Here is a 23679-nt window from a genome sequence, read left to right as displayed (position 1 = left end):
ATGGAATTAACAGCCACTCAGCAGCGTGTAATCGGCTGCCTATTAGAAAAACAAAGTACAACCCCTGAACACTACCCGCTGTCTTTAAACAGCCTTGTAAATGCGTGCAACCAAAAATCTAGCAGAGAACCTGTGCTTTGTTTAACACAAAACCAAGTGCAGAACACCTTAGACGAACTTGAAACGCGACGTCTCGTTACCAAAGATGAGGGCTTATCAGGCCGTGTGACTAAATATGCACACAGGTTTTGTAATACTGAATTTGGTAGCCTCAAGTTTACTGAGCATGAGCGTGCAATTATATGCTTAATGTTACTACGTGGAGCACAAACACCGGGAGAATTGAGAACCCGGAGTAATCGCCTTGCCGATTTTTCTAATGTAGCTGAAGTTGAAGCTGCTCTTAATGCACTTATCTCGCAAGAATATGTAATCAAACACCCGTGCGAAGCAGGTAAAAGAGAAAGCCGTTACAGTCATTTATTCACTGATTCACCAAACGTTGAGTATGCGGTGTCAGACGAGCCAGAGCCAACACAATTAAAAACGCAAGAAATGGACGAATTACTTGCTGAAATAGATGCGTTGAAAACTGAATTACAAAAAATTAAGCAACATTTAGGGCTTTAAATTAAGCGCTATGAATAACATAATATACTCAACCCCCTTAAATAATCAGGAGCTATTAATGCGTGCCGACATAGTGGCGGAAATGAAAGTTCAGCCAAATATAGATATAAGTAATGAAATTAACCGCCGTGTTAGTTTTATCAAAAATCGCCTTGTTGCGGCATATTCTCGCTCATTGGTATTAGGGATTAGCGGCGGCGTTGACTCGTCAACCTGTGGCCGTTTGTGCCAACTTGCTGTTAACCAGTTAAATGAAGAGCAAAATACTGATAAATACCAATTTATCGCTGTACGCTTACCTTATGGAATACAAGCAGATGAAGACGAAGCCCAACTAGCCGTTGATTTTATTCAACCGAGTAAGCGCTTAACCGTCAATATCAAACCCGCGGCGGATGGAATGCATGAACAGGCTCTCGCGGCGATTGTAGGCTGTGGTGAAACCGTGCCAGAACAAGCCCAAGTCGACTTTATTAAAGGTAATGTTAAAGCGCGCCAGCGTATGATAGCGCAATATGAGATCGCCGGTTTTACTCAAGGCTTAGTGGTTGGCACTGATCACAGCGCTGAAAACATTACGGGTTTTTATACCAAGTTTGGTGATGGAGCATGCGATTTGGCGCCACTATTTGGTTTATCAAAACGTCAAGTTAGAGCGCTAGCGAAGGAGCTAGGTGCTCCAGAGCTACTGGTAACTAAAGCGCCAACTGCTGACTTAGAATGCGACCGCCCAGGCTTAACTGATGAAGAAGCGCTAGGTCTTAGCTATGAGCAAATAGATGATTTTTTAGAAGGCAAGCCAGTGACCGATGAAGTAAGTGATAAGCTTATTGCTATATACCTACGTACTCAGCACAAACGCCAAGCTATTCCAACTGTTTATGACGAAGAGTAGTTGTGAGTTAATTCGTACAAAGTAAACACCACCTCAAGGGCAATTAATAGCAACAAAAATGCAATTAATTGCCCACTTTTCATTTTGGCACATAAATATCGAGCATAATAAACGCCAGCTAATAAAGTATGGTTATAGTGATAATACTCAACACATTGATCGAATAAACTCGTTAATTCGTAAAAAGTTTAATAAGCCAATGAGACTATAGGTGAAATGCTACTGTAATTTAGTTTATAGTGACTAGAATTAAAACATCGCGTTTAGTAGAGAGCTGCCACATTTATGACATCGCCAATTTTGATAACTGGCGCAGGCCAACGTATAGGTTTAGCGCTCGCAAAACACCTGCGCAGCGCAGGGCAAAAAGTAATTATTACTTACCGCACACGCCACAGCTCAATCGATGAATTAGAATCATTGGGAATTACATGTTTGCCCGCTGATTTTAAAAGTAATGAAACAATATTTGATTTCATCGCAACATTAAAAAGCCACACTCAGTCACTAAAAGCTATTATTCACAATGCCTCAAGCTGGGATTGCGAAGCCAATAATCCAGACAGTGCTGACTTATTTGATAATATGATGCGCATCCATGCCAAAGCACCTTATTTAATTAATTTAAATTGTGCTGATCTTTTAATAGCGCATCAAAACAATGAACATACCCCAGCTGATATTATTCATCTAACTGACTATGTTGTTGAAACAGGTAGCCCAAAACATCTCGCCTATGCAGCAAGTAAAGCTGCACTAGATAACCTAACACGATCTTTTTCAGCTAAGTTTGCATCGCAAATTAAAGTGAACTCTGTTGCTCCCTCGTTGATTATATTTAATCAGGACGACGACGAAGCTTATCGCAAAAAAACGCTAAAAAAATCCCTGATGGGTATTGAGCCTGGTTGCCAAGAAATTATTAACAGCGTCGAACTATTACTAAATAGCCATTACATCACTGGGCGTTCAATTCCAGTGGATGGTGGTAGACATTTAAAATAACGTATTTAAAAATTGAGAACTTTATGCACAATGAATTAAAGAATAGCTACCAAGAAATAATCAGTGCTGTGGGTGAAGATCCACAACGTGAAGGCTTGCTTGATACACCTAAGCGCGCAGCTAAAGCGATGGAGTATTTAACTAAAGGCTATCGCGAAACACTCGATGAAATTACCAATAATGCAGTATTCACATCAGATGCCGATGATATGGTATTAATACAAGATATTGAGCTTTATTCAATGTGTGAGCACCACCTATTGCCTTTTGTTGGACGTTGCCACATTGCCTACATTCCAAATGGTAAAGTATTAGGCTTATCTAAGTTTGCACGTATTGTAGATATGTACGCACGACGTTTTCAAATTCAAGAACAATTAACCCATCAAATAGCCAAAGCCGTTGAAGAAGTAACGGGCGCGAAAGGTGTTGGCGTTATAGTGGAAGCAAAACACATGTGTATGATGATGCGCGGTGTTGAAAAGCAAAACTCAAGCATGCGTACATCGGTTATGCTAGGTAACTTTAGGGCTGATCCTAAAACCCGCAATGAGTTTTTACAATTGATAAAAGGTTAACCTATGGCCAATGCGATAATTAATGTTACTAACTTGCGGCTGCGCACCTTTATCGGCTTTAACCCTGAAGAACGTGAAAAAAAGCAAGATGTAGTGATTAATCTAGAAATCCATTACCCTGCTGAACAAGCGTGTGAAACCGATGAGGTTGATCAAGCTTTAAACTACAAAGTGATCACCAAAAAGGTGATAAACATAGTAGAAAACGGGCATTTTTTGCTTTTAGAAAAACTCGTAGCAGAGATTTTAGCTGCTTGCCATAGTCACAACAGTGTACATTATGCAAAAGCACGTGTAGATAAACCACATGCGTTACGCTTCGCTGATTCAGTATCCCTCACACTTGATTGGGTGAAGCCTTAAATCACTTTATCTAAGCCTACGGCAAAGGCCAGCACCATCAAATAGCGTGTCCCTTTGCCAAGTGCGACCAAGCATATAAATGTCCACCAGTGCACCTTAAAAATCCCCCCAACAACAGTGAGCGGATCACCTACTATGGGTAGCCACGCAAACAATAAACTATAGACACCGTATTTTTCAAAACGCACTTGGGCTTTGTCTATATTTGTTTGCGAAACCGGAAACCATTTACGATCTTTAAACCGCATTACTTGTGTACCCAGCCAGTAATTAATACAACTGCCTAAAACATTACCCACAGTGGCTGCCAACCACAATAGCCAAAGCAGGTAGTCTCCCTGCGTTATCATGGCCATTAACACAACCTCTGAAGAGCTGGGTAATAAGGTTGCCGAGATGAATGCCGTTAAAAATAAGCTTAAATACGCCATATTTCTCTATTGGTTAAGCAAATAAAAACCCAGCAATGTTGCTGGGTTTTTATAATTAATTTGATAAATTATTTTATCAAATTTAACGTAATTGGGTAGTTAAACTCTTTACCATCATTAGCTTTTATAGCTCCAATCACCACCATAACGAATGAAAATACAGCTACGATAGGAAGTAAAATAACGCCAATCACAACAAACATTAAAATAAAACAGATAATGTAAGCTATCAGCATAGTGATTTGAAAGTTTAACGATTTTTTACCATGCTCATTCACAATCGGCATTTCATCTTTTTTGATTAACCAAACGATTAATGGGCCAATAATACTGCCCATTGGCACAATAAACCCTGCCAATGCGCTTAAATGACATAGCATTGCCCATGTACGCTGCTCTTTATCTACTTCAACTGGTTCAACCTGTTGATTTTCTTCCATTACAACCTCCTTTTTTATCTATATTGACGGTTTTAAGGCTTGATGTCTATAAAACAACCAACAATAAAAATTTAATTAAAACATTGACGAATACTCAGGTTACGAAACTTTAAACAGAATGCATTTACAACTATCGAAAACAAGAACGGTAAAAGTCATTAATAGTAAAGAGCTAGCAATTCTTTTTGCTACTTGTTAGCTCAGACTCACAACGAATAATCAAACAACTGCAACAATTTATATTACAAAATGTGCTTTGGTAGCGCTGTGATAAAAAAGTGATAACTTTGTGAAAGTTTCTTGAGGTGGTTATTCAATACTTAGCCTGAATCATCACTTACAGGAAATAATAATGAAAGCTTCAGCATTTACAGTCGCAACTCTTTTAGCAGTAGCTAGCCAATCAACTATGGCAGCAGAGCTAGAAGTAGAAATTACTAACCTTACCAAAGGCCTTTATTTCACTCCGGTGCTAATAACAGCCCACGATAGCGAAGACAAATTATTTGAAGTAGCAACCGAAGCCTCTTCTGCATTGCAAGCAATGGCAGAAGGCGGCGATATTTCAGCACTTGTTACTCAAGCATCAGCGTCGAGCAGCGATATTGCAGAAAATCCAGCAGCTGGTTTATTGGCACCAGCGGCGTCTGCAACAGCAGAGTTAACAACTACCGATGGCAACGAATACCTATCTGTAACCGCTATGCTACTTCCAACAAATGATGGGTTTGTAGGTCTTGATAGCTGGAAAGTCCCAACAGAAGCAGGCACTTATACTGTTTACCTAAATGGCTATGATGCAGGCACAGAAGCAAATAACGAGCTTGTAGTAGACGGCTCAGGTGCACCAGGTGTATTAGGTATCCCTGCAGCGCCGGGCGGCCAAGCAGGCACTAACGGTACTGGTATTACAACTGGCGACATAAATACTATGGTGCACATTCATCCGGGGGCCCTAGGCGATAACGACCTTGAAAGTGGTAATAGTGATTTAAATAACACTGTACACAGATGGTTAAACCCTGTTGCAAAATTAACTGTGACGGTTAAATAGGAGAGTTAATTATGTCATCTCTTTCTAATTTTAAAAAAAGTGCCCTTATTTTAATGTTAGCCAGCTCACTAGCCGCATGTGGCGACAACGACAATAGCGACCCGATTGAAGATCAAGAACCTGTAGTTGTTGTTGAACCAGAACCTGTCGTTTATGAGTTTACTATCACTTTTAGTAACTTAACGGCTGGCCAACCGCTATCCCCCCTGTCAGTGATTGCATTTGATGAAACCCCACCATGGAAATTTGGTGAGACGGCTTCTGTCGGTTTAGAAATGATTGCTGAAAGCGGCGCTAATGAAGAGTACCTTAGTGACGAAAATGCACTTGCTTCAGTCTCGGCTGAAGGTGGTATAGGTCCTGGCGAAACAACCTCTGTAACTCTCTTAGTTGATGCACAAGATGTTCTTAATTTATCTTTTGCTGCAATGCTTGGGAATACAAATGACGCTTTTACCGGTCTTAGTTCTGTAGATGTATCAACACTGGAAGTAGGCAGTTCAATATCAAGAACAACGCCAGCTTACGATGCAGGTACGGAAGCGAATACAGAAACAGCTGACACTGTGCCGGGTCCCACTGCTAGCGGCGAAGGGTTTAACGAAATACGCGACGATATTGCAGATATAATCACAATGCACCCAGGTATTGTGTCTAATCAAGATGGCTTATCAACCTCTGCACTAGCTGCCGAACAAAAGTTTGATAACCCAGTATCGAAAATCGTGATCACTCGTACACAGTAAAACAGCTTGTAATGGGGAAGTGAGGCGACACGGATGTCCCTTTTTTACGAGGTTAACTATGCGGCACGAAAAAATACTGGTAGTAGAAGACGACAGAGAAATAGGACAATTAATAACAACTCAACTTGCTTCGTTAAATCTGCATGTTGATCATGTTGTAAGCGCTGAGCTCGCACTTAAAAAAATAGCAAAACAATCATACGGGCTTATTTTACTGGATATAAACCTGCCACAAATGGATGGCTTGAGCCTATGCCGTAAAATTAAAGAGCACTACCCTACCATCTCCGTTATTTTACTTACCGCGCTCAGTAGCGATATGGATCGCGTAATTGGACTTGAAATGGGCGCTGATGACTATATTTGCAAACCCTTTTTTGCTCGCGAATTACAAGCCCGCGTTAAAACACAATTACGCCACCGCTCACAGCTTCTAGCTATTCAAAATAACGAAAATGACAGCCCATGCAACGAACAAACGCTAAATATAGGCTCACTCAACATTGAATTTAGCTCACATCAAGTTTATTTAGACGAACAAGCACTTAACCTCACCGCCACTGAATTTGATTTACTGGTTTATTTTGCTCGCCATCCAAACCATGTTTTTAGTCGCCAGCAATTGCTCGACAAAGTATGGGGGTATCAACACAGCGGGTACGAGCATACCGTTAACTCACACATAAATAGGTTACGCGCTAAGCTTGAGCTACACCATCAAGCGCCTATTATCGAAACCGTTTGGGGCGTTGGCTACAAACTAAATCCAAGCCAACTTACTTAAGAGCCTTATTATGAACCTATCTTTGTATCAAAAATTAGCGGTGTCGTTGGTTGTTATATTTTGCTTTATTTGCGCACTAGTTTATGGCTGGAGTAAACAACTGGAGCTCACCTCAAAGCATCATGGCGAGCAAAACCTGCACTTAGCCCTTGCTGAGCATTTAGTACAAGATAACCCATTAATAAAAGAAGGTGTATACGACTACGCAGCCCTAGAAAACCTATTTCATACCTTAATGTTATTAGGCCCCGCATTTGAGTTTTATTTTGTAGATGAAAACGGAAAAATCCTCACTTACTCAGCAGAGCCTGGTAAAGTTAAACGCACTCATATTAATTTAGCACCCTTAAAAAAGCTGATTAACAACCCAGGTGCAGCACCAATTTATGGAGATAACCCAAGAAATAAAGCGCAGCAAAAAATATTCTCCGTAGCGCCCGTATTTAATAACGATAAGTTGCAAGGATACTTATATATAATTATTGGGGGCGAAGCTTACGACACATCTTTAAACACAATCAAAAATAATGATAAGTTATGGCTAGCTGCTTTATGGTTGGGTTCTGCGTTTGTATTTTTACTAATTTCGATGCTTATTTTACTTCGCTTTTTTACCAATCCTATTCAACGATTAGCTCATGATGTAAGCAACATTGAAGCGGCTAATTACAATATCACCGATACAAAACTCAGTAATTATTCAACACAAAAGAACAACGAAGTGCACAGTTTAGGCCGTAACATTCAAGCTATGGTTACTCGTATTGACGAGCAATTTAAAGCTCTTGAGCAAAGCGATAAACAGCGCAAAGAGCTTCTTACCCATTTATCTCACGACTTACGAACGCCACTTGCCTCTTTGCAGGGGTTTTTAGAAGTGCTTAATCAATCGGGCTCACAATTAAGCGTTAAAGAACAACATGAGTATTTGCATGTTTCACTTAATAACTGCGCTCAGCTTAAGCAGCTTATTGAGCAGATTTTTGAGCTCGCCCATTTAGAAAGCGGTGAAATAAACATCCTCAAAGAAACCTTTAATTTAGGTGAACTTATTTACGATTGCATTGCCAAGTTTTCACTAACCGCCGAGAAAAAAGGACTTAATTTAACCGTAGAGCCTGCAATTTGCGATTTTCCTGTCGTTGCCGATATTGCAAAACTTGAGCGTGTGTTGAGTAATTTAATCGATAACGCAATAAGGCACACAGCTGGAGGCGGCAGTATAGCTGTACACGTTAAGCGTATTGATCAAAAGCAATTATTTGTGCAGGTTTCTGATACCGGTGTGGGTATTAAACATGATGAACTGAACGCTATCTTTAATGCTCATTACCAAGCAAGCAACTCTAATAAAGAAGGGCGCCAACAAGGTGGCTTAGGACTAGCTATTTGTAAAGGCTTACTAAAACTTATGGACAGTGAAATAAAGGTTCAAAGTGAAATAGGTAAAGGGACAATGTTTAGCTTTAACTTGCCACAAAAAATAAAGGCATAGCCGTTGGCTATACCTTTAGAACATTAATTAATTTTTATTGTCGTTAGTTTTTAATACCAGCTAAATCAAGTATAAACGCATAATTTAAAGCAGTATCTTCAAGGCTTTTAAAGCGACCAGATGCGCCGCCATGCCCAGCTTCCATATCTATTTTAAACAGTAGTTTATTATCGTCTGTTTTATAATCACGCAGCTTAGCAACCCATTTAGCGGGTTCAAAGTATTGTACTTGTGAATCATGTAGACCTGTTGTCACCAGCATATTTGGATAAGCTTGTTTGCTTACTTGATCATAAGGAGAATACGACAACATGTAGTCATAATACACTTTGTCATTCGGGTTACCCCATTCTCCATACTCATTCGTTGTCAGCGGAAGGCTTGCATCAAGCATCGTAGTCACCACATCAACAAACGGCACTGCTGCTACCATTCCCTGATAAAGCTCAGGAGCCTGATTAGCCACCGCGCCCATTAATAATCCACCAGCGCTACCACCCATAGCAAATATCTGATTTTCATCGCCATATTGCTGTTTTACTAAGCCCTTAGTGACATCAACGAAATCGTTAAACGTATTCTTCTTATTAAGTAGTTTGCCATCTTCATACCAAGGGCGCCCCAGCATTTGCGAACCACGAATATGAGCAATGGCAAATACAAAGCCCCGATCGAGTAAGCTTAAGCGAGAGCTTGAGAAGCTAGGATCCATTGTCGCACCGTATGAACCATACGCATATTGCAATAATGGATTGGTGCCATCTTGTTTAAATTTATCTTTGCGATAAACCAAGCTCACCGGTACTTTCACGCCATCACGAGCATTAATAAATAAGCGCTCCGATGCGTAATTATCAGCATTAAAATCACCGACAACTTTTAACTGTTTGAGTAAGGTTTTTTCAGCGCTATCTAAATCAATATCGTATGAGGTACCTGGGGTTGTCATACTGGCATAATAAACACGTAAACTTGGGTTATCTAACTCGTTATTGCCATAAGCATGAACCATATAACTACTATCATTGAAGCTCAATGTTTGCTCATCGCCCGATGTTAAGTTGCGCACAGTTAAACGAGATTGACCCATTTCACGCTCTTTATAAACAAGGTGATTGGCAAATAAATCAACTCCTTCGAGTTTAATATCGTCGCGCGGTGCAATCACCGTTTGCCAATTCGTTTTATCGTGCGCTTTGTTTTTATGTACCTTCATTAGCTGAAAGTTAACTGCATCTAAATTCGTTACAATGTAGTACCAATCACCATGCTTAGATATATCGTATTCAAGGTTTTCTTCACGCTCAATTAGGCGCTTGGCTTGTGCTTTAATATTGTTAGCATCGATAACCGATACGCCTGACGCGCTGGTGCTACCATGCCAAATATAAATTTCTTGCTTATCTTTACTTTTACCTAGGCCGGTGTAATAACTGGTATTGGTTTCTTCATATACTAGCTCATCTTCTGATTGGGCCGACCCAAGCGTATGACGATATACTTGATAACCTAATAATGTTTGTAAGTCTTTTTTGATGTAGTAAAAGGTTTTATTGTCATTGGCCCAAACAATATCGCCACTAGTGCCCTCAAGCTTATCTTTTAACAGCTCGCCCGTGGTTAAGTCTTTTACTAAAACAGTATAAATACGACGACTAACAGTGTCTTCTCCATATGCAAGGAGATTACCGTTAGGGCTGACAGACAGACCCGTCGCTGAATAATAATCATGGCCTTCAGCCAATTTATTTACATCTAAAATAACCGTTTGATCAGCGCCTTTAGCATCGGTGCTACGTACATACGTTGGATATTCATTATCACCACGCGTTTGTGATGAATAAAAATACTCTCCACTTTTGGTCGGCACTGAATCATCATCTTTTTGAATACGCCCTTTTAGCTCTTCAAATAAAGTCGCCTGAAGATTTTTTGTATGCGCGAGCTGTTGGTCGGTGTAAGCATTTTCAGCATTAAGGTGTGCAATAACAGCAGGATCTTTGCGTTCATCATCACGCATCCAGTAATAATTATCGATGCGAGTATCCTCATGTATGGTCATTTCATGAGGCACTTTTTTTGCCACTGGCGCAATCATTTGAGTTTGCTCAGCCACACTTTGAGTGTTATTCATTGTTGATTGTGCTTTTTGTTCTGAGGCTTTATCGCATGCCGATAAAACAGCGACAGATAGCGCTGCAAGCGCAAAAGAATGGAGAGTTTTCATAGTATTCCCTAAAATTATTATTTTTCTATGTTCCATAATATATATGTACTTGTAGGTTACCAATAGCGCTTTGTAACACAATGTAAAAAGGGAGCCGAAGCTCCCTTTATTAACTATCAATATTTACTAGTTAACCATTATTTTTGTTTACGACGACGCATAAACGCAAATGGTGCAACAAGTAATGATAACCAAGCTAGTGAACCTGATGCGTCATTATCATCGTCGTCATTAGAGCGAAGATTATTTACATCAATTTCAACACTTACAGCTTTAGATACATACCCTTTACTATCTTCAGCTTGAACGCTGAATACAATTTCGTTATCAAATTCATAGTCTATTTCACCCATAGTGACAATTGAACCATCAAGCTCAACCTTAACTAATGTTGTTCCCGATACAATGAAACGAGTAATAGGTGAAGTCTCTGCATCCGGGTCTGAGAATGCTAGTTGACCTAGCACTGTACCAAGCGGCACATTTTCATCCGTGCGGAACTTCTGACCACCTTCAATAACCGGTGCATGAGCTTTAGGGTCGGCAGTTACGTTAAGCATAACTTGCATAACCTCAGATTCAAGACCGCTGTCATCCATTACTGTTACATCTAATGCAATTGTAGGCGTATCGTAGTAACTCATGCTACCTGATACAACTAGCTCGCCTTTATCATTCACACTTACAGCGTTACTATTAGTAACTTTACCACCAGTCACTGTAGTGGCTGAGCTCTCAAATAATGTGTAATCAAGCATGCCAATTACCGTACCTTCAGCAGCCGTTTCAATCACACTAAAACTTTGCCCCGATGCAACAACAGGTAATTCATCGGCATCATTAGTGATCATAACCTTAATCATCGCTGCTTCTGATTCAGTACCAAGTAAATCAGTCGCTTTCACTGTCAATGTAATTTCTTTCACATCTGATTCAAAATCTAATAAGCTGCTGTCTTCTACGATAATATCACCAGTTTCAGCATCAACCATTAAACCAGGTGCTGACATATCAACTACAGTGAAGTTTGTAATACGTAAAGCAGGCTCTTCAACAAATTCAACACGTCCAATAGTAATACCATCAAGCGCCATTTCGTTGATTGAAAGTTCAGCAGCAACAATGTCAGGAACGGCCGGCATTTCAGGCATGTCCGTCATAGAGTTAGTGTAAACATCCGTTCCAGTGTAAGAAGCAAGAGCAAAGTCACCTTCTGCTGTTACAACCGCTTTTTGTCCTGGAGCTAACTCTAATACTTTAGTATCCGCATCTTCAGTCGATGTTAAATCTACTACAGGGTTTGCACCAAATACTGTCGAGCCGACTACACTGTCAGTTTCAGAGTAAACGCCATTTTGATAGCTTGGGTAACCTACAGAAGCCGCAATGTTAACAGTACCACCTAACATATTTGCATCTAAGCCCATTAGTTCACTACAACCAGAGAAAGTAACTGTGTCTTCACCAGCTGCATGGAACATCGGAGTTCCCCACTGCCAACCGTCAACACCATCAGCATCAATTGTGCCAATTAACGTACGGCTACGACCTGGTATTTCAGCATCACGACCTACATCATTTAGGTTCATCATAAAGTGATCATAAACACCATCATTGTCAGTATCTAAGTTCATGCGAACACCAACTTGGCGCATGTGAGTGATCTCATCACGGAGCTGGATAGAAGATGTAATAAACACGCCTGAATCACAGGTCTCAGATAGATAAGCAGCAAACGTTGTACTTAAGATATCAAAATCTGCATCTGCGTTTACTTCACTTGTTGCAATTACAGATTCAGCAACTGGATAAGCCGTTGCAGCACCTACGTTGGTTACAACTAACTCGCCAACACCATTTACTTCTTCATATGAGAATTCAAGCTCAGCACCCGCCTTAGGTAATGCATGATAAACAAGGTGTAAAGCGTGGTCTGAATCAGCATCTGCAGTATCATCAAATACGAGAGCACCATCGAACTCTGCCATTGTAAGTGAAGGGCTACGAGCAGCTAAATCATCTGTATCAAATGGATTTTCTAGAGTCCACTCATGTAGTTTAGTTGGATCAACAGTCATCGTTACATCGAATGTAGTTTCTGAATTAGCTGTAACCGTTACACTGCGTGGGATGTCGAAGCTCACAGCGCCGCTGTCGGCATCATTCATGTAACGCTCTTCAATTCGAAGGTCGTATGTTTTATCTTCATCAGAGAAGTTTTTAAGCGTTACAGTTTTCATGAAGCTAGTCGCTTCAGTCATGCGCTCTAAACCAAACGATAATGCAGCTTGTGCTGTTTGATACTCATCATTTTGGACCCATGCTGCAACAGGTAAGCTCACAGCTTTATCAACATCAACTAAACCAGCTCCAATAGAGCTAATTGGTGCAAGTGGCGAATCAGGGTTAATCGAAACTGGGTCAACGGTAACGTTTAAGTCTGCCGCATTCATGATAGTCGCTTTGATTTCAAGCGCAGTACGATCTGGGTGAGCCTCACGCACAAGTGCAACTGCACCTGCTGTGATAGGGCCAGAGAACGAAGTACCTGTTGCTGGAGCAAGGCCATCTTGAGTACCTGTTGCTGCAACCATGATGTCAGTACCAGGAGCTGTAATTTCAGGTTTTAACAAGCCGTCCATTGATGGACCACGCGATGAGAACGATGCAACAGCACCTGCTGTTACTTTACGCTCAACGGTAATATCATAAGTTGCAACTTCACCTGCTTCTAATGCTGCTTTCATCGCTGCACCAGCTGCAAAATTAATACCTACATTAGGAATAGTAACAGCAGCATCAAAACCACCCATTGGTGCAGGTGTGCCATCGTCGACATTATTCGCGATAAATACAAATGCCGCTCCACGGTTTTGTGCACTTAATACTTTTTGAGTAAAGTTACATGCACCGCGATCTATGATTACCGCTTTACCTGTAAAATCTGTTTCTTCTGAAAATTCAACACAGCCATCTTGATTTTCTTCTGGGTATACTACTTCGGCATCCGCTTCTGTCATTACAAAAGCCGTTTGTGGGCCAAAGCCTGAAGGCTGAATAATTGTTTCTTCACCAGCTACTGTGCCTGATGCCACACCCACATCATTAGCAGGGTGAGTCATTGCACCAACAGACAATGCATTAGGTGTAGTTGATGGACCACCAATACGGAACGGGTTATCACCATCATTACCAGCAGAAATAACAACATTTACACCCGCGTCAACAGCTTGTTGGATTAAAAATTGTGTACCACCGCCAATATAAGTATCACCAAACTCTCCGCCTAGTGACATATTAATAACATCAACACGGTCAGCGGTATCGCCATCACCATTTGGATCCATCGCCGCTTCAAGAGCTGATACTTGCGCAGCGCTTGGGCAACCACCACCACACACAGAGTAAACATAAAGCTCAACTTCTGGCGCTATACCGGTAACTGAGTGAGAAACTGACGTACCATGGCTTGTTGGTGCATCTTCTTCTGTTGGTGTTTCTGGGTCATTTTCAATAGGGTCAGCATCATCACGCATAAAGTCGTAGCCGCCCATTACTTGCCCTTGTGGCCAAGTAACAGATGTTGGATCAGCTTGTGCAGCTTCATATGCTTCAACAGTACCTTCACCACCAAAGATAGAATGGGTATAATCAATACCGGTATCTAACACAGCAACCGTTTGAGTAGAACCAGTGACAGTGCCGTTAGTTACTAAAGGAGAAGCCTTAATATAATCAGCCGTTGCTGCTACATGAAGATCGTAGTCAAACATTGGAAGTACGCGCTCTACACGTGGGTCATTCTTTATTTTTTCAAGTGCACCTGGGCTTGCTTGAACAATAAGAGTCGGAGCCAATATTTTGGTTTCCCCAAGGACTTTTACGTTGCTATCAAGAGAGAAGAGCTTGTCTTTAACTTGGTTTTGCAGTGAAGATACATTGTCATAGCTTGTACGAGCACTCGATACGCTATACGTGCCTTGCTCCATCATATCTGCTGCAGTGGTTGCTTTTAATACCACTAAGAATGATGTTGGCTCTTTTTTATCAGCTACATCTGCTTGCGAAATTGATGTATAGCTGGTGTGTTTAAGTGCACTTTGATTTAATGTATTTGCACTAGCAGCACCTGCGATTAATACGCTGGTTACGGCAGTTGCAACAGCTGTTTTTTTTATTAGATTTCTAGACATGGTTTCCCCTGGATGAGTTATGTATTATTGTGTCTAACGTAGGTTAAAAATTACATTTCGTGACCTAATATAAAGCTACACAGCAAAGCTTGACAACAACGCAGTTACATATTAATTACATAAAATCACAAAAAGCATCAAAAACAAATTGTAAATCATTGTAATTTATGCATTTTAATGCGAGCCACCAATTGTAAAGCTTTGTAAACATTAGAGCATATACTTAGTAAAAGGAAACAAATGGATAGCGAAGTTATTAACATATTAACAATGGCCAAAGTAATTCAAACGGCCGTTGCGCCGGTTTTTTTAATCACCGGTATTGCTGCTACGTTAGGAGTTTTGTCAAATCGCTTAGCACGTATCACCGATCGCGCTCGCCAGCTTGAACGCAAACTTAAAGTAAGCATTGATGAAGATTTTAACCTATCACTTACCACCGAACTTAGAGCCCTGTTAAAACGTTCTCGCTGTATTCACATCGCATTTAGTTTAAGTGTATTAAGTGCGGTATTAGTGTGTGCAGTGGTCATGCTACTATTTTTGTCGCACATTCAATCTATTAACTTAGGGGTGACTATAGGTAGTTGCTTTGTAGGTGCAATGGCGTTATTAATTTGTGCATTCATGTCGCTACTTGGCGAAGTATTCCTAGCCACACGCAGTATGCGCAGAGGAATGATATTTGCTGATATTGATATAAATGACTAATCTAAACCTTAATCATTGAATTCAATAACAGTTCAGTTTAACCTCAATAAACTTGTATTCTTATTAATGCTAAGATACAACAGACGTTGTAAAGCTAATATTATCTATCAAGGGGCAAAAGGAATGAAATTTAAACAGGTATTTTTAGGAACTATCCTATCAACTCTTACACTTGGCGCATCAGCTAACTCAGCATTTGAAGAACCTAAAGACGCAATCGAATATCGCCAAGCAGCGTTTTCGATGATCCGAGTACAAATCGGTGACATGGGCGACATGCTAAAAGGCAAAGTAGAATTTGACGCTGAGCGCTTTAAGCACCGCGCAAATAATGCAGCTGCATTGTCAAAAATGCCATGGGAAGCATTTGTTGAGGGCTCAGATAAAGGCGACACTTCTGCGTTACCCGCTATCTGGAGTGACAACGAAACCTTTAAGAAAAAAGCGGTCGCTTTTCAGCAGTACGCTGATGAATTAGCCGTTGCAGCACAAAGTGGCGACAAAAAAGTCATCGCTAAAGCATTTGGCCCTTGGGCTAAAGGCTGTAAAGATTGCCATAAGTCTTTTAAAGACTAATAAACAATTTGAATAATAAAAACGGCGCTTCTTAGCGCCGTTTTTATTTTTCAAAGCAAGTTTAACTAAATAAATAGCTTAACGGCTCTGCACCCCATGTCGTCATTAACACGAGTAATAGCACTACAAAGATGACAAATGCAGTCCAAGGTGCTTTAGTTACCGGGGTGTGATCATTTTCTTGCTCAGCGTCAGCTTTGCCTGTGATCATCGCTTTGACGAGCTTTTTGCCTTTTAAGCGATAAATAACTATCGCACTAATGTGCAAAATGATGGCGTAGAAAAGTAAATCAAAATTTCTATGGTGCACCCAACCTGCCCACTCAACAATATTACTCGATACATATTGTACTAGCGGCCCATCAGTTAAAATATCGTCAGTGGTCATCAGGCCGCTGATCAGTTGTGTGAAAATCAAAATAAAAAATGTGATAACCATATAGCTACCAGCTGCCCCATGTCCAGGCTTAGTATCACCAAGCTTAAATGACTTTATAGCAGCCAGTGGAGAATGAATGAGTCCAGTGAGTTTTGCGGTTTTACTACCAATTACCCCCCAAATAAAACGGGTGAGTAGTAATGCTAAAGTAAAAAAACCTGCAACAAAGTGTAGTTCGAGCATGCCCTCTTCAGCGCTAAAATACAAAGTGGCAATTGCAATAACTAATAACCAGTGAAAACTTCGGATAAAACCATCCCACACCTTAAGCTTACCCATTATTAACCCCTTTAAGTAAAAATATTATTATCCCAAACTTTCACTAAGTTAGCATCTTTACTGTTCATAGTTAATTGATCTATGGCAGACTACCGATATAAATTTCATAATAAATAAAAATAATGAAACTAACTACAAAGCGCGCTTTATTGAAAGGCTTTTTAGATATGCTACCACTGTGTTTGGCAGTGATCCCATGGGGCATATTGTGTGGTTCTTTAGCTATACAAAATGGCTTTACTGCAGTTGAAACCCAAGCCATGTCTTTACTGGTCTTCGCAGGATCGGCGCAACTCGTTGCCATTGAATTAATCGCGGGTAATACTCCTTTGCTGACAATTTTATTTACAACTTTTATAATCAGTTCTCGGCATTTTCTATACGGCTTAGCCGTTCGCCACAAAGTAATCAACCAACCTTTGCGTTGGCGCTTACCAGTTAGCTTTGTATTGACCGACGAGCTATTTGCATTTTCTCATCACCGTAAGGCGTATCGTACAAAAACACGATTGATCTATGCATTAAGCGCTGGGTTTAGCTTTTATATAGCATGGAACCTATGGACTTTGATTGGCATCCTCGCCGGTAGCTTATTACCCGATTTAACAAACTTAGGTTTAGACTTTGCGATAGCAGCAACGTTTATTGCCTTGGTTATCCCCGGCATTAAAAATCTTGCCACCTTGGCTACAGTGATCACCGCAGGGGTTACAGCAACCATTTTAAAAAGCCACGGGTTTGAGCTATGGCTTGTGACAGCGGCACTCATTGCTATGTCTGTTGGTTACATGATTAGTCGCTTACAAGTAACACAGGAGCATAAACTATGATGAGCATAATTTTACTCATGGCCTGTATCACTTTTTTCACGCGTTACTTATTTTTACACCACACGCTACCTTTTAGAGTCGGCCCTAAAATGCAGCAATTTTTGAGTTTTAGTGCACCTGCGGTGCTTACCGCAATATGGGTACCTATTGTATTCGTCAATGAGGAGGGTATTAATCTTGATTGGCAAAACCCATACCTGAGTGCTGCTATTGCTGCAATAATTGTCGCGTATAAAACACACAACATTTACTACACAACACTGGTCGGTATGGGTTTATTTTTGATATTAAACTAAGCGAGTGTTAAACGCTGGCGAGTAAAATTGCTCGACTTTTATCTAACGTCACTTGTTCGCGCTCACCTAGGGCAGTCATACCATGGCGCTCTAGTTGCTCTACAATCTTGTCTGCCACTTCTTCGCCCAACTCATAATCACTTAAACGTGTTGGCATATTAACACTGTGGAAAAACGCTTCTGTAGCAGCAATAGCTTGCTCAATAGCCGCATCTTCATCGTTGGTATCAAGCCCTAAAACACGCTGAGCATACTGTAAAATTTTACCGCGCTTCGCTTCTTTTTGCTCAGCCATCATACGCGGCAATACAATCGCTAACGTTTGTGCATGGTCAAGTCCATAGATTGCAGTCATTTCATGCCCAAGCATGTGAGTCGCCCAATCTTGCGGTACACCTGCGCCAATTAGGCCGTTTAATGCCATCGTCGCTGACCACATAATATTAGCGCGTACTTGATAGTTGTCAGGCTCACTAAATGCTTTAGGGCCTTCTTCCATTAAGGTCATTAAAATACTTTCAGCAAATCTATCCTGTAACTTGCCGCCCACATCATAGGTTAGGTATTGCTCCATCGTATGCACAAATGCATCAACAATCCCATTAGCTACTTGGCGCTTTGGCAACGAGTAAGTAACTGCAGGATCAAGTACTGCAAATTTTGGCAGCACTAAAGGGCTCGAAAATGGTAGTTTGTCGTGACTTTCAAGATTCGAAACAACGCTATTGCCGTTTGATTCTGAACCGGTCGCCGGTAACGTTAATACCGCCCCCAGAGCAATAGCTGATTTAATTTCGCCGCCCTTAGCAAGAATATCCCACGGTTCACCATCATAATTTGCTGCTGCAGCTATAAATTTACTGCCATCAATAACTGAACCACCACCCACAGCAAGGATGAAGTCAATTTGCTTTTCCTTTACTACGCTAACTGCTTTCATACATGTTTGGTAGCTTGGATTTGGCTCTATGCCTGCAAATTCAAACCAAGTATGCTCATTAAGGGCTTCAACAACCTGATCGTAAACACCATTACTTTTAATACTCCCGCCACCATAAGTAACTAGTACTTTGGCATCAACTGGGATTTCACTTTTAATTTTCGCGATTTGTTGTTCGCCAAAATGGATTTTGGTTGGGTTTACAAAACTAAAATTTAACATGCTTGCTCCAATGCTTGAATAATGTGTATTTTCGGTGACCAAGTAATTGTAAGTGTTTAAACGCTAAATTAAAGACTAAAATCAGACAATCACTTTTGCACAGCTGCAATAATTAATGCAATATACGAATATTACTTACCTTATGAGATAAAATAATGTGGCAAGGCCTAGATGAATTTTTACATGTTGTTGAGCATGGCAGCTTTACTCACGCCGCAAAGGCGATGGAAGTTTCAACATCCCATATTAGCCGTCAGGTTCAGCAATTAGAAAACCGGTTAGGCTCTGTATTATTTCAACGCACTACTCGTAAAATAAGCCTCACCGACGCTGGACGTGAGTACGCCATCAAGCTCAAAGCAATTAAACAAGAGTTAATTGATGCCAATACTCAATTACAAGGTGAGCAACGTAAGCCAAAAGGCCTTATTCGCATTACGGGAGCTGGTGAATTTGTTGCAACGAATGTAGCACCTAAAATTGTTGAGTTTGTAAAGCGTTACCCAGAAGTCGAGGTAGATATGGACTTTAACAATCGTAATGTTGATTTAGTCGAAGAAGGTTTTGACTTAGCAATTCGCTTTGGTCGCATGCAAGACTCAAACTTAATAGCTCGGCCACTGTGCCCACGTGTTATGACCTTAGTTGCAAGCCCTGAATACTTAGAGCATCACACATCTCCCACCACACCATTACAGCTGATAGATCACAATTGCTTAGTTGCCATGGGTAAGCGCTGGCGGTTTAGTTTTGCTGGTGACATAAAAGAAGTAAAAATAAATGGGAATTGGCGCAGTAACCACCCAAGAGCGTTACTCAGCGCTACTTTAGCTGGTTTAGGAATTGCGCACTTAGCCAGTGATATTGTACAGCCCTACGTACAACAAGGTCAGCTAGTCACTTTACTTGATGAATACCAAGTGACAGATAATGCATCATGGCTGGTGTATCCGCGCAAGGATTTAATGCCGTACCGCGTTCGATTACTCATTGAATACTTATTAGCTAGTTTTAAGGATGACTAAAAATTAGGCTTTAAGTCTGTCGCTACACAGGATAAACTTTAACAAACAAAAATAAAAAAATCTTCAACATGAATGACTTTTATCAGCTTAGCGCCACCAGCCTGCAAGGGCAATCTATTGAATTTAATAACTTTGAAGGAAAAGTTGTGCTTGTGGTTAACACTGCTAGCCAATGTGGCTTTACCCCGCAATATGCTGGCTTACAAGCATTACATGAAAAATATCATCAGCAAGGCTTAGTGATCATTGGCTTTCCTTGCAATCAATTTGGTAAGCAAGAACCCGGTGATGCAACGCAAATTAAACAAGGTTGTTTAATTAATTATGGTGTCGATTTTCAAATAATGAGCAAGGTAGATGTCAACGGCAAACACGCACACCCTGTGTTCAGGCATTTAAAGTCTGTATTACCTGGTTTTTTAACCCGTAAAATAAAGTGGAACTTTACCAAGTTTTTAATAGGTAAAGAAGGTAACGCAATAAAACGTTTTGCCCCGTTTACTAAACCACAGCAAATAGAAAGCACCATAGCGAAAGCTTTACAGAACAAAAGCTAGCTCAGATAGTAAAAGGCTGTTTGTATTAACTAACAGCCTATTTAAATCCCCTTAGTGATTTAAATACTCATCAAAGTCATCATCACCTAAGTTTTTACGCAAACGCTTTTGCTCTAGGTAGTCTTCCAACTTTTTTTTCACCTTTTGCTTCTTCTTGTCGTGTTGATTGCGCCCAACCATTTCATACTCGTCTTCAACAAAATCATCATCTAGCGCATCATAACTAAATGTCTTACCCACAACCCACTCCATAAAGTGTTTGAGACCAATGCTAATTTGATATAAGCATTGATAAAGTTAAAAAGTTTAGTGCCATTTCCTTGTATGAAAAAGCATCAAATACAGCCACCCTTCTATCTTATAAAGAAGGTATGTCAGTAATGTGAATAAATAGCGCTTAATTTGAATTCTGGAAAGTGAGAGTTTTTTATCGAAACGATAAACATCTTTTATGCATTTAAATATTTTAGTCAAAATGACTAATTTATAGTGTTTCTCTAAATTTTTAAATTATATCAAATTGCATTAAAAACAATTAAAGCATTGTTTTTAATCGATTTATATTATTGGCATCAAACTTGATATCTCTTTATCAACAAAAGTTAAATTCAACACTTAGCAGGATTACAAAAATGAAAAAATTACTATTAGTCGGCTCTTTATTTATTGCTACAGGTGCAATTGCTCATGACGATCACGATACAAATATCTCATTTAGTGGTGATTCATGTGAAGTCGAATTTCAAAATGATGTGCGTATCAAACCAAGTGAGTTAGAAATTTTTACCGCTGATAATCACAGTATGGTTTTTAGTGATAATGGTGAGCTGCTAATTGATGGCCAAACACTAGCGCTTGATAGCGAGCAACGCCAAGCAATCAGTGATTACTCAGACAGCTTACGTAGCCAACTTCCTGAAGTTGCAAATATTGCGCTTGAGGGCGTAAAAATAGCGGGTGTCGCCATTGAAGAAGTCGCTAGCGCGTTTAACATTCAAGGCTTTGATAGTATAAATGAATTAATGGCCGACATTGAAGTTGAAGTAGAGAATACATTCTATCAGCAAGGCGCCTTTGTAATGGGTCAGCAAAGCTTCAATGAGTTTGGTGAAAACTTTGAAAGCCACTTTGATGAGCAAATCGAAAGCGCTGTAGAGTCGGCTATGATGCAATCAATGGGCAGTATATTAATGGCACTAGGCTCTGAATTAATGGGTTCTGGCGGCGATATGCAAGCGCTTGAGCAACGCATGGAAAACATGGGTGCGCAAATAGAACAAAAAGTAGAGTTACAAGCTAATCAACTTGAAAAGCGTGCCGATGCATTATGTGGTAACTTTTCAACCATTGCAGAACAAGAGCAGCAACTCGTACAACTGGTTCCAGAACTTAAAAGTTACCAACTATTTAGCTATAAGCAAAATAATTAAATCAATATATAAAATTTTATATCCCTTTAGCAGCATTGGTCTTAACAGCCCCTGCTGCTTTTTTACTTTTTAGCCAAATGTAACAGCTCACCTAATTTACTAATTGCTTGCTCCAAGCGATCACTCCACGGTAGGCCATAACTTAAACGAATACAGTTACGGTATTTATTAGTCGCTGAAAAAATATAGCCTGGGGTAATACTGATCCCTTCATCTAATGCCAAATGAAACAATTTGACGCTGTCATAACATTTGCCTAGATCAATCCACACTACACAACCACCTTGCGGATCGCTTACTCTTACAGAGCTAGGAAAGGCCTGTTGTAAACACCAGATCATTCGCTCTTTATTACTGCGCAGCGTTTGTCTGAGTAATTTTAAATTGCGTTCGTACTCCCCACTGGCAACAAACTCATATAACGTCCATTGATTGATCAGCGATGTTGAGCAGCTAAATGCTCGCTTAAAACGACGTGCTTGTGCAGCAAATTTACCGGCGATCAACCAGCCTACTCGATAACTCGGTGCCGCTGTTTTGGAGAACGACGCACATGTTAACACTAAGCCTTTTTTGGAATAGGCTTGAGCGGGTGTGCCCCGCGCAGCGCCAAAATGCAAATCACCGTATACATCATCTTCAATTAATACCACATTCTGTGATTCTAACAACTCAACCAGCTTTTTACGTTTATGATCCGGCATAAAGCTCCCCACCGGATTATTGATCGCCGTTGAAAACACACAGGCTTTTATATCATGATCTTGTAAAGCCTGATTTAGATCATCAAGCCAGATCCCATCATCTGGACACAAAGGGATCTCCAATGCTTTTAGTCCTAAACTTTCGATCAGTTCAATTATGCCGAAATAGCATGGCGACTCGATCGCTATAATATCCCCAGCTTTTGCTACACACTTTAACGCTATGGTTAATGCTTCTTGGGCACCATTAGTGATCACCAACTCTTGGCTATCAACGCCAATACCAAAATCTAAATAACGTCTAACCAATTGCTGCTTTAATGGCGAATAGCCATCAATCGCCCCATAATTAATTGCTCTGCTACCTGCCATCGACATCACTCGGCGCATAGTCCGAGCAAGCATTTTATCGGTCGGCGCAGCGGCCACAGGGTTTGCAATACCAAAAGGCACCACATCAGCCTGATGAATGGCATCGTAGACCTGCTCAATTAATACCTGCATATTAACCGACACAGGCTCACGACTTAATTTAACCCGCTTAGGTCTGGCTGACTGCATAGCAACAGACTTTAAAAAATAACCTGACTTTTCGCGTGCCTCAACTAACCCCTGCGACTCCAAAGATTGATAAGCCAATTTAACAGTTGGAATACTGACATTTAATTTGTCAGCCATTTTTCTCAGAGAAGGTAACTTTTCACCCGGCAGCAAGGTACCTTGATCGCACAATTCGCGAACTAACTGCATCACCTGTTGGTATAAAAATTCTTGCTTACTCTTATTGATCACTAATGACATAGCACGGCCTCACGAACCTAAATCTGTA

The 23679-nt window shown here is 40.5% G+C and carries 24 protein-coding genes; 16 read left to right on the top strand and 8 right to left on the bottom strand.

Annotation, left to right across the window (positions count from 1 at the left end; genetic code table 11):
- From QMA12_RS10265 to folX, 5 genes are all read left to right on the top strand, one after another.
- Positions 1-630 (top strand): DUF480 domain-containing protein, encoded by a 630-nt coding sequence (locus QMA12_RS10265; RefSeq protein ID WP_290210018.1) that lies wholly within the window; start codon positions 1-3, stop codon positions 628-630.
- 58 nt (positions 631-688) lie between these two features.
- A complete protein-coding gene (gene nadE, locus QMA12_RS10260; RefSeq protein ID WP_087531233.1) occupies positions 689-1525 on the top strand; it encodes an ammonia-dependent NAD(+) synthetase in 837 nt (278 codons plus the stop codon).
- A gap of 285 nt (positions 1526-1810) precedes the next feature.
- Positions 1811-2530 (top strand): dihydromonapterin reductase, encoded by a 720-nt coding sequence (gene folM / locus QMA12_RS10255; protein ID WP_290210017.1) that lies wholly within the window; start codon positions 1811-1813, stop codon positions 2528-2530.
- A 23-nt stretch (positions 2531-2553) separates the two neighbouring features.
- Positions 2554-3108, top strand: a complete 555-nt coding sequence (gene folE, locus QMA12_RS10250) for a GTP cyclohydrolase I FolE (protein WP_087531235.1) — start codon at positions 2554-2556, stop codon at positions 3106-3108.
- A gap of 3 nt (positions 3109-3111) precedes the next feature.
- Positions 3112-3471 carry a dihydroneopterin triphosphate 2'-epimerase gene (gene folX / locus QMA12_RS10245; protein WP_087531236.1) on the top strand — a complete coding sequence of 120 codons (360 nt, stop codon included), beginning with the start codon at positions 3112-3114 and terminating at the stop codon, positions 3469-3471.
- Here folX and QMA12_RS10240 read toward each other — a convergent pair.
- Entirely contained in the window at positions 3468-3902 is a 435-nt protein-coding gene (locus QMA12_RS10240) for a YqaA family protein (protein ID WP_087531237.1), read from the bottom strand. The genes folX and QMA12_RS10240 overlap by 4 nt on opposite strands.
- A 68-nt stretch (positions 3903-3970) precedes the next feature.
- Positions 3971-4342 (bottom strand): DUF4870 domain-containing protein, encoded by a 372-nt coding sequence (locus QMA12_RS10235; protein ID WP_087531238.1) that lies wholly within the window; start codon positions 4340-4342, stop codon positions 3971-3973.
- Positions 4343-4694: 352 nt separating this feature from the next.
- Between QMA12_RS10235 and QMA12_RS10230 the strand changes: the two genes are divergently transcribed.
- The 4 genes from QMA12_RS10230 to QMA12_RS10215 are packed head-to-tail and all read left to right on the top strand — an operon-like array spanning position 4695 to position 8421.
- Positions 4695-5396 (top strand): spondin domain-containing protein, encoded by a 702-nt coding sequence (locus QMA12_RS10230; RefSeq protein WP_290210016.1) that lies wholly within the window; start codon positions 4695-4697, stop codon positions 5394-5396.
- 11 nt (positions 5397-5407) lie between these two features.
- Complete coding sequence (locus QMA12_RS10225) at positions 5408-6142, top strand: spondin domain-containing protein (protein WP_290210015.1); 735 nt, start codon at positions 5408-5410, stop codon at positions 6140-6142.
- Between the two features lie 58 nt (positions 6143-6200).
- The gene (locus QMA12_RS10220) at positions 6201-6926 is read left to right on the top strand and encodes a response regulator transcription factor (protein WP_290210014.1); all 726 of its coding nucleotides are present in this window, start codon (positions 6201-6203) and stop codon (positions 6924-6926) included.
- A gap of 10 nt (positions 6927-6936) precedes the next feature.
- Entirely contained in the window at positions 6937-8421 is a 1485-nt protein-coding gene (locus QMA12_RS10215) for an ATP-binding protein (RefSeq protein ID WP_290210013.1), read from the top strand.
- A 43-nt stretch (positions 8422-8464) separates the two neighbouring features.
- Here the strand turns inward: QMA12_RS10215 and QMA12_RS10210 are convergent, their stop codons facing one another.
- Entirely contained in the window at positions 8465-10648 is a 2184-nt protein-coding gene (locus tag QMA12_RS10210; protein WP_290210012.1) for a S9 family peptidase, read from the bottom strand.
- Between the two features lie 137 nt (positions 10649-10785).
- Positions 10786-14841: a S8 family serine peptidase gene (locus QMA12_RS10205; RefSeq protein ID WP_290210011.1), complete on the bottom strand. Its 4056-nt coding sequence runs from the start codon at positions 14839-14841 to the stop codon at positions 10786-10788.
- Between the two features lie 240 nt (positions 14842-15081).
- On the opposite strand from QMA12_RS10205, the gene QMA12_RS10200 reads away from it, so the two are divergent.
- The gene (locus QMA12_RS10200) at positions 15082-15552 is read left to right on the top strand and encodes a DUF2721 domain-containing protein (RefSeq protein ID WP_087531245.1); all 471 of its coding nucleotides are present in this window, start codon (positions 15082-15084) and stop codon (positions 15550-15552) included.
- Positions 15553-15675: 123 nt separating this feature from the next.
- Entirely contained in the window at positions 15676-16128 is a 453-nt protein-coding gene (locus QMA12_RS10195; protein WP_087531246.1) for a cytochrome c, read from the top strand.
- Positions 16129-16189: 61 nt separating this feature from the next.
- Here QMA12_RS10195 and QMA12_RS10190 read toward each other — a convergent pair whose 3' ends face one another.
- Positions 16190-16846, bottom strand: coding sequence for a cytochrome b/b6 domain-containing protein (locus QMA12_RS10190; RefSeq protein ID WP_290210005.1), 657 nt, complete (start codon positions 16844-16846; stop codon positions 16190-16192).
- Between the two features lie 122 nt (positions 16847-16968).
- On the opposite strand from QMA12_RS10190, the gene QMA12_RS10185 reads away from it, so the two are divergent.
- A complete protein-coding gene (locus QMA12_RS10185) occupies positions 16969-17676 on the top strand; it encodes an AzlC family ABC transporter permease (protein ID WP_290210003.1) in 708 nt (235 codons plus the stop codon).
- Positions 17673-17972: an AzlD domain-containing protein gene (locus QMA12_RS10180; RefSeq protein WP_290210002.1), complete on the top strand. Its 300-nt coding sequence runs from the start codon at positions 17673-17675 to the stop codon at positions 17970-17972. The genes QMA12_RS10185 and QMA12_RS10180 overlap by 4 nt, the downstream gene beginning before the upstream one ends.
- Before the next feature lie 7 nt (positions 17973-17979).
- On the opposite strand, the gene QMA12_RS10175 is transcribed toward QMA12_RS10180, so the two are convergent.
- Positions 17980-19134 carry an iron-containing alcohol dehydrogenase gene (locus QMA12_RS10175; protein WP_290210000.1) on the bottom strand — a complete coding sequence of 385 codons (1155 nt, stop codon included), beginning with the start codon at positions 19132-19134 and terminating at the stop codon, positions 17980-17982.
- A 155-nt stretch (positions 19135-19289) separates the two neighbouring features.
- Between QMA12_RS10175 and QMA12_RS10170 the strand changes: the two genes are divergently transcribed.
- Positions 19290-20159, top strand: coding sequence for a LysR family transcriptional regulator (locus QMA12_RS10170; RefSeq protein WP_290209999.1), 870 nt, complete (start codon positions 19290-19292; stop codon positions 20157-20159).
- A gap of 68 nt (positions 20160-20227) precedes the next feature.
- Positions 20228-20716, top strand: a complete 489-nt coding sequence (locus tag QMA12_RS10165) for a glutathione peroxidase (protein WP_290209998.1) — start codon at positions 20228-20230, stop codon at positions 20714-20716.
- A 51-nt stretch (positions 20717-20767) separates the two neighbouring features.
- Here the strand turns inward: QMA12_RS10165 and QMA12_RS10160 are convergent, their stop codons facing one another.
- The gene (locus QMA12_RS10160; protein WP_087531252.1) at positions 20768-20956 is read right to left on the bottom strand and encodes a PA3496 family putative envelope integrity protein; all 189 of its coding nucleotides are present in this window, start codon (positions 20954-20956) and stop codon (positions 20768-20770) included.
- A gap of 392 nt (positions 20957-21348) precedes the next feature.
- Between QMA12_RS10160 and QMA12_RS10155 the strand changes: the two genes are divergently transcribed.
- On the top strand, positions 21349-22146 hold the full coding sequence (locus QMA12_RS10155) for a YggN family protein (protein ID WP_290209997.1): 798 nt from the start codon (positions 21349-21351) through the stop codon (positions 22144-22146).
- Between the two features lie 62 nt (positions 22147-22208).
- On the opposite strand, the gene QMA12_RS10150 is transcribed toward QMA12_RS10155, so the two are convergent.
- Complete coding sequence (locus QMA12_RS10150) at positions 22209-23651, bottom strand: PLP-dependent aminotransferase family protein (RefSeq protein ID WP_290209995.1); 1443 nt, start codon at positions 23649-23651, stop codon at positions 22209-22211.
- Positions 23652-23679: the final 28 nt, after the last annotated feature.

The sequence above is a fragment of the Pseudoalteromonas sp. APC 3893 genome (genome assembly GCF_030408095.1).
Taxonomy (GTDB): domain Bacteria; phylum Pseudomonadota; class Gammaproteobacteria; order Enterobacterales; family Alteromonadaceae; genus Pseudoalteromonas.
This window is presented reverse-complemented; position numbering and strand designations above follow the sequence as displayed.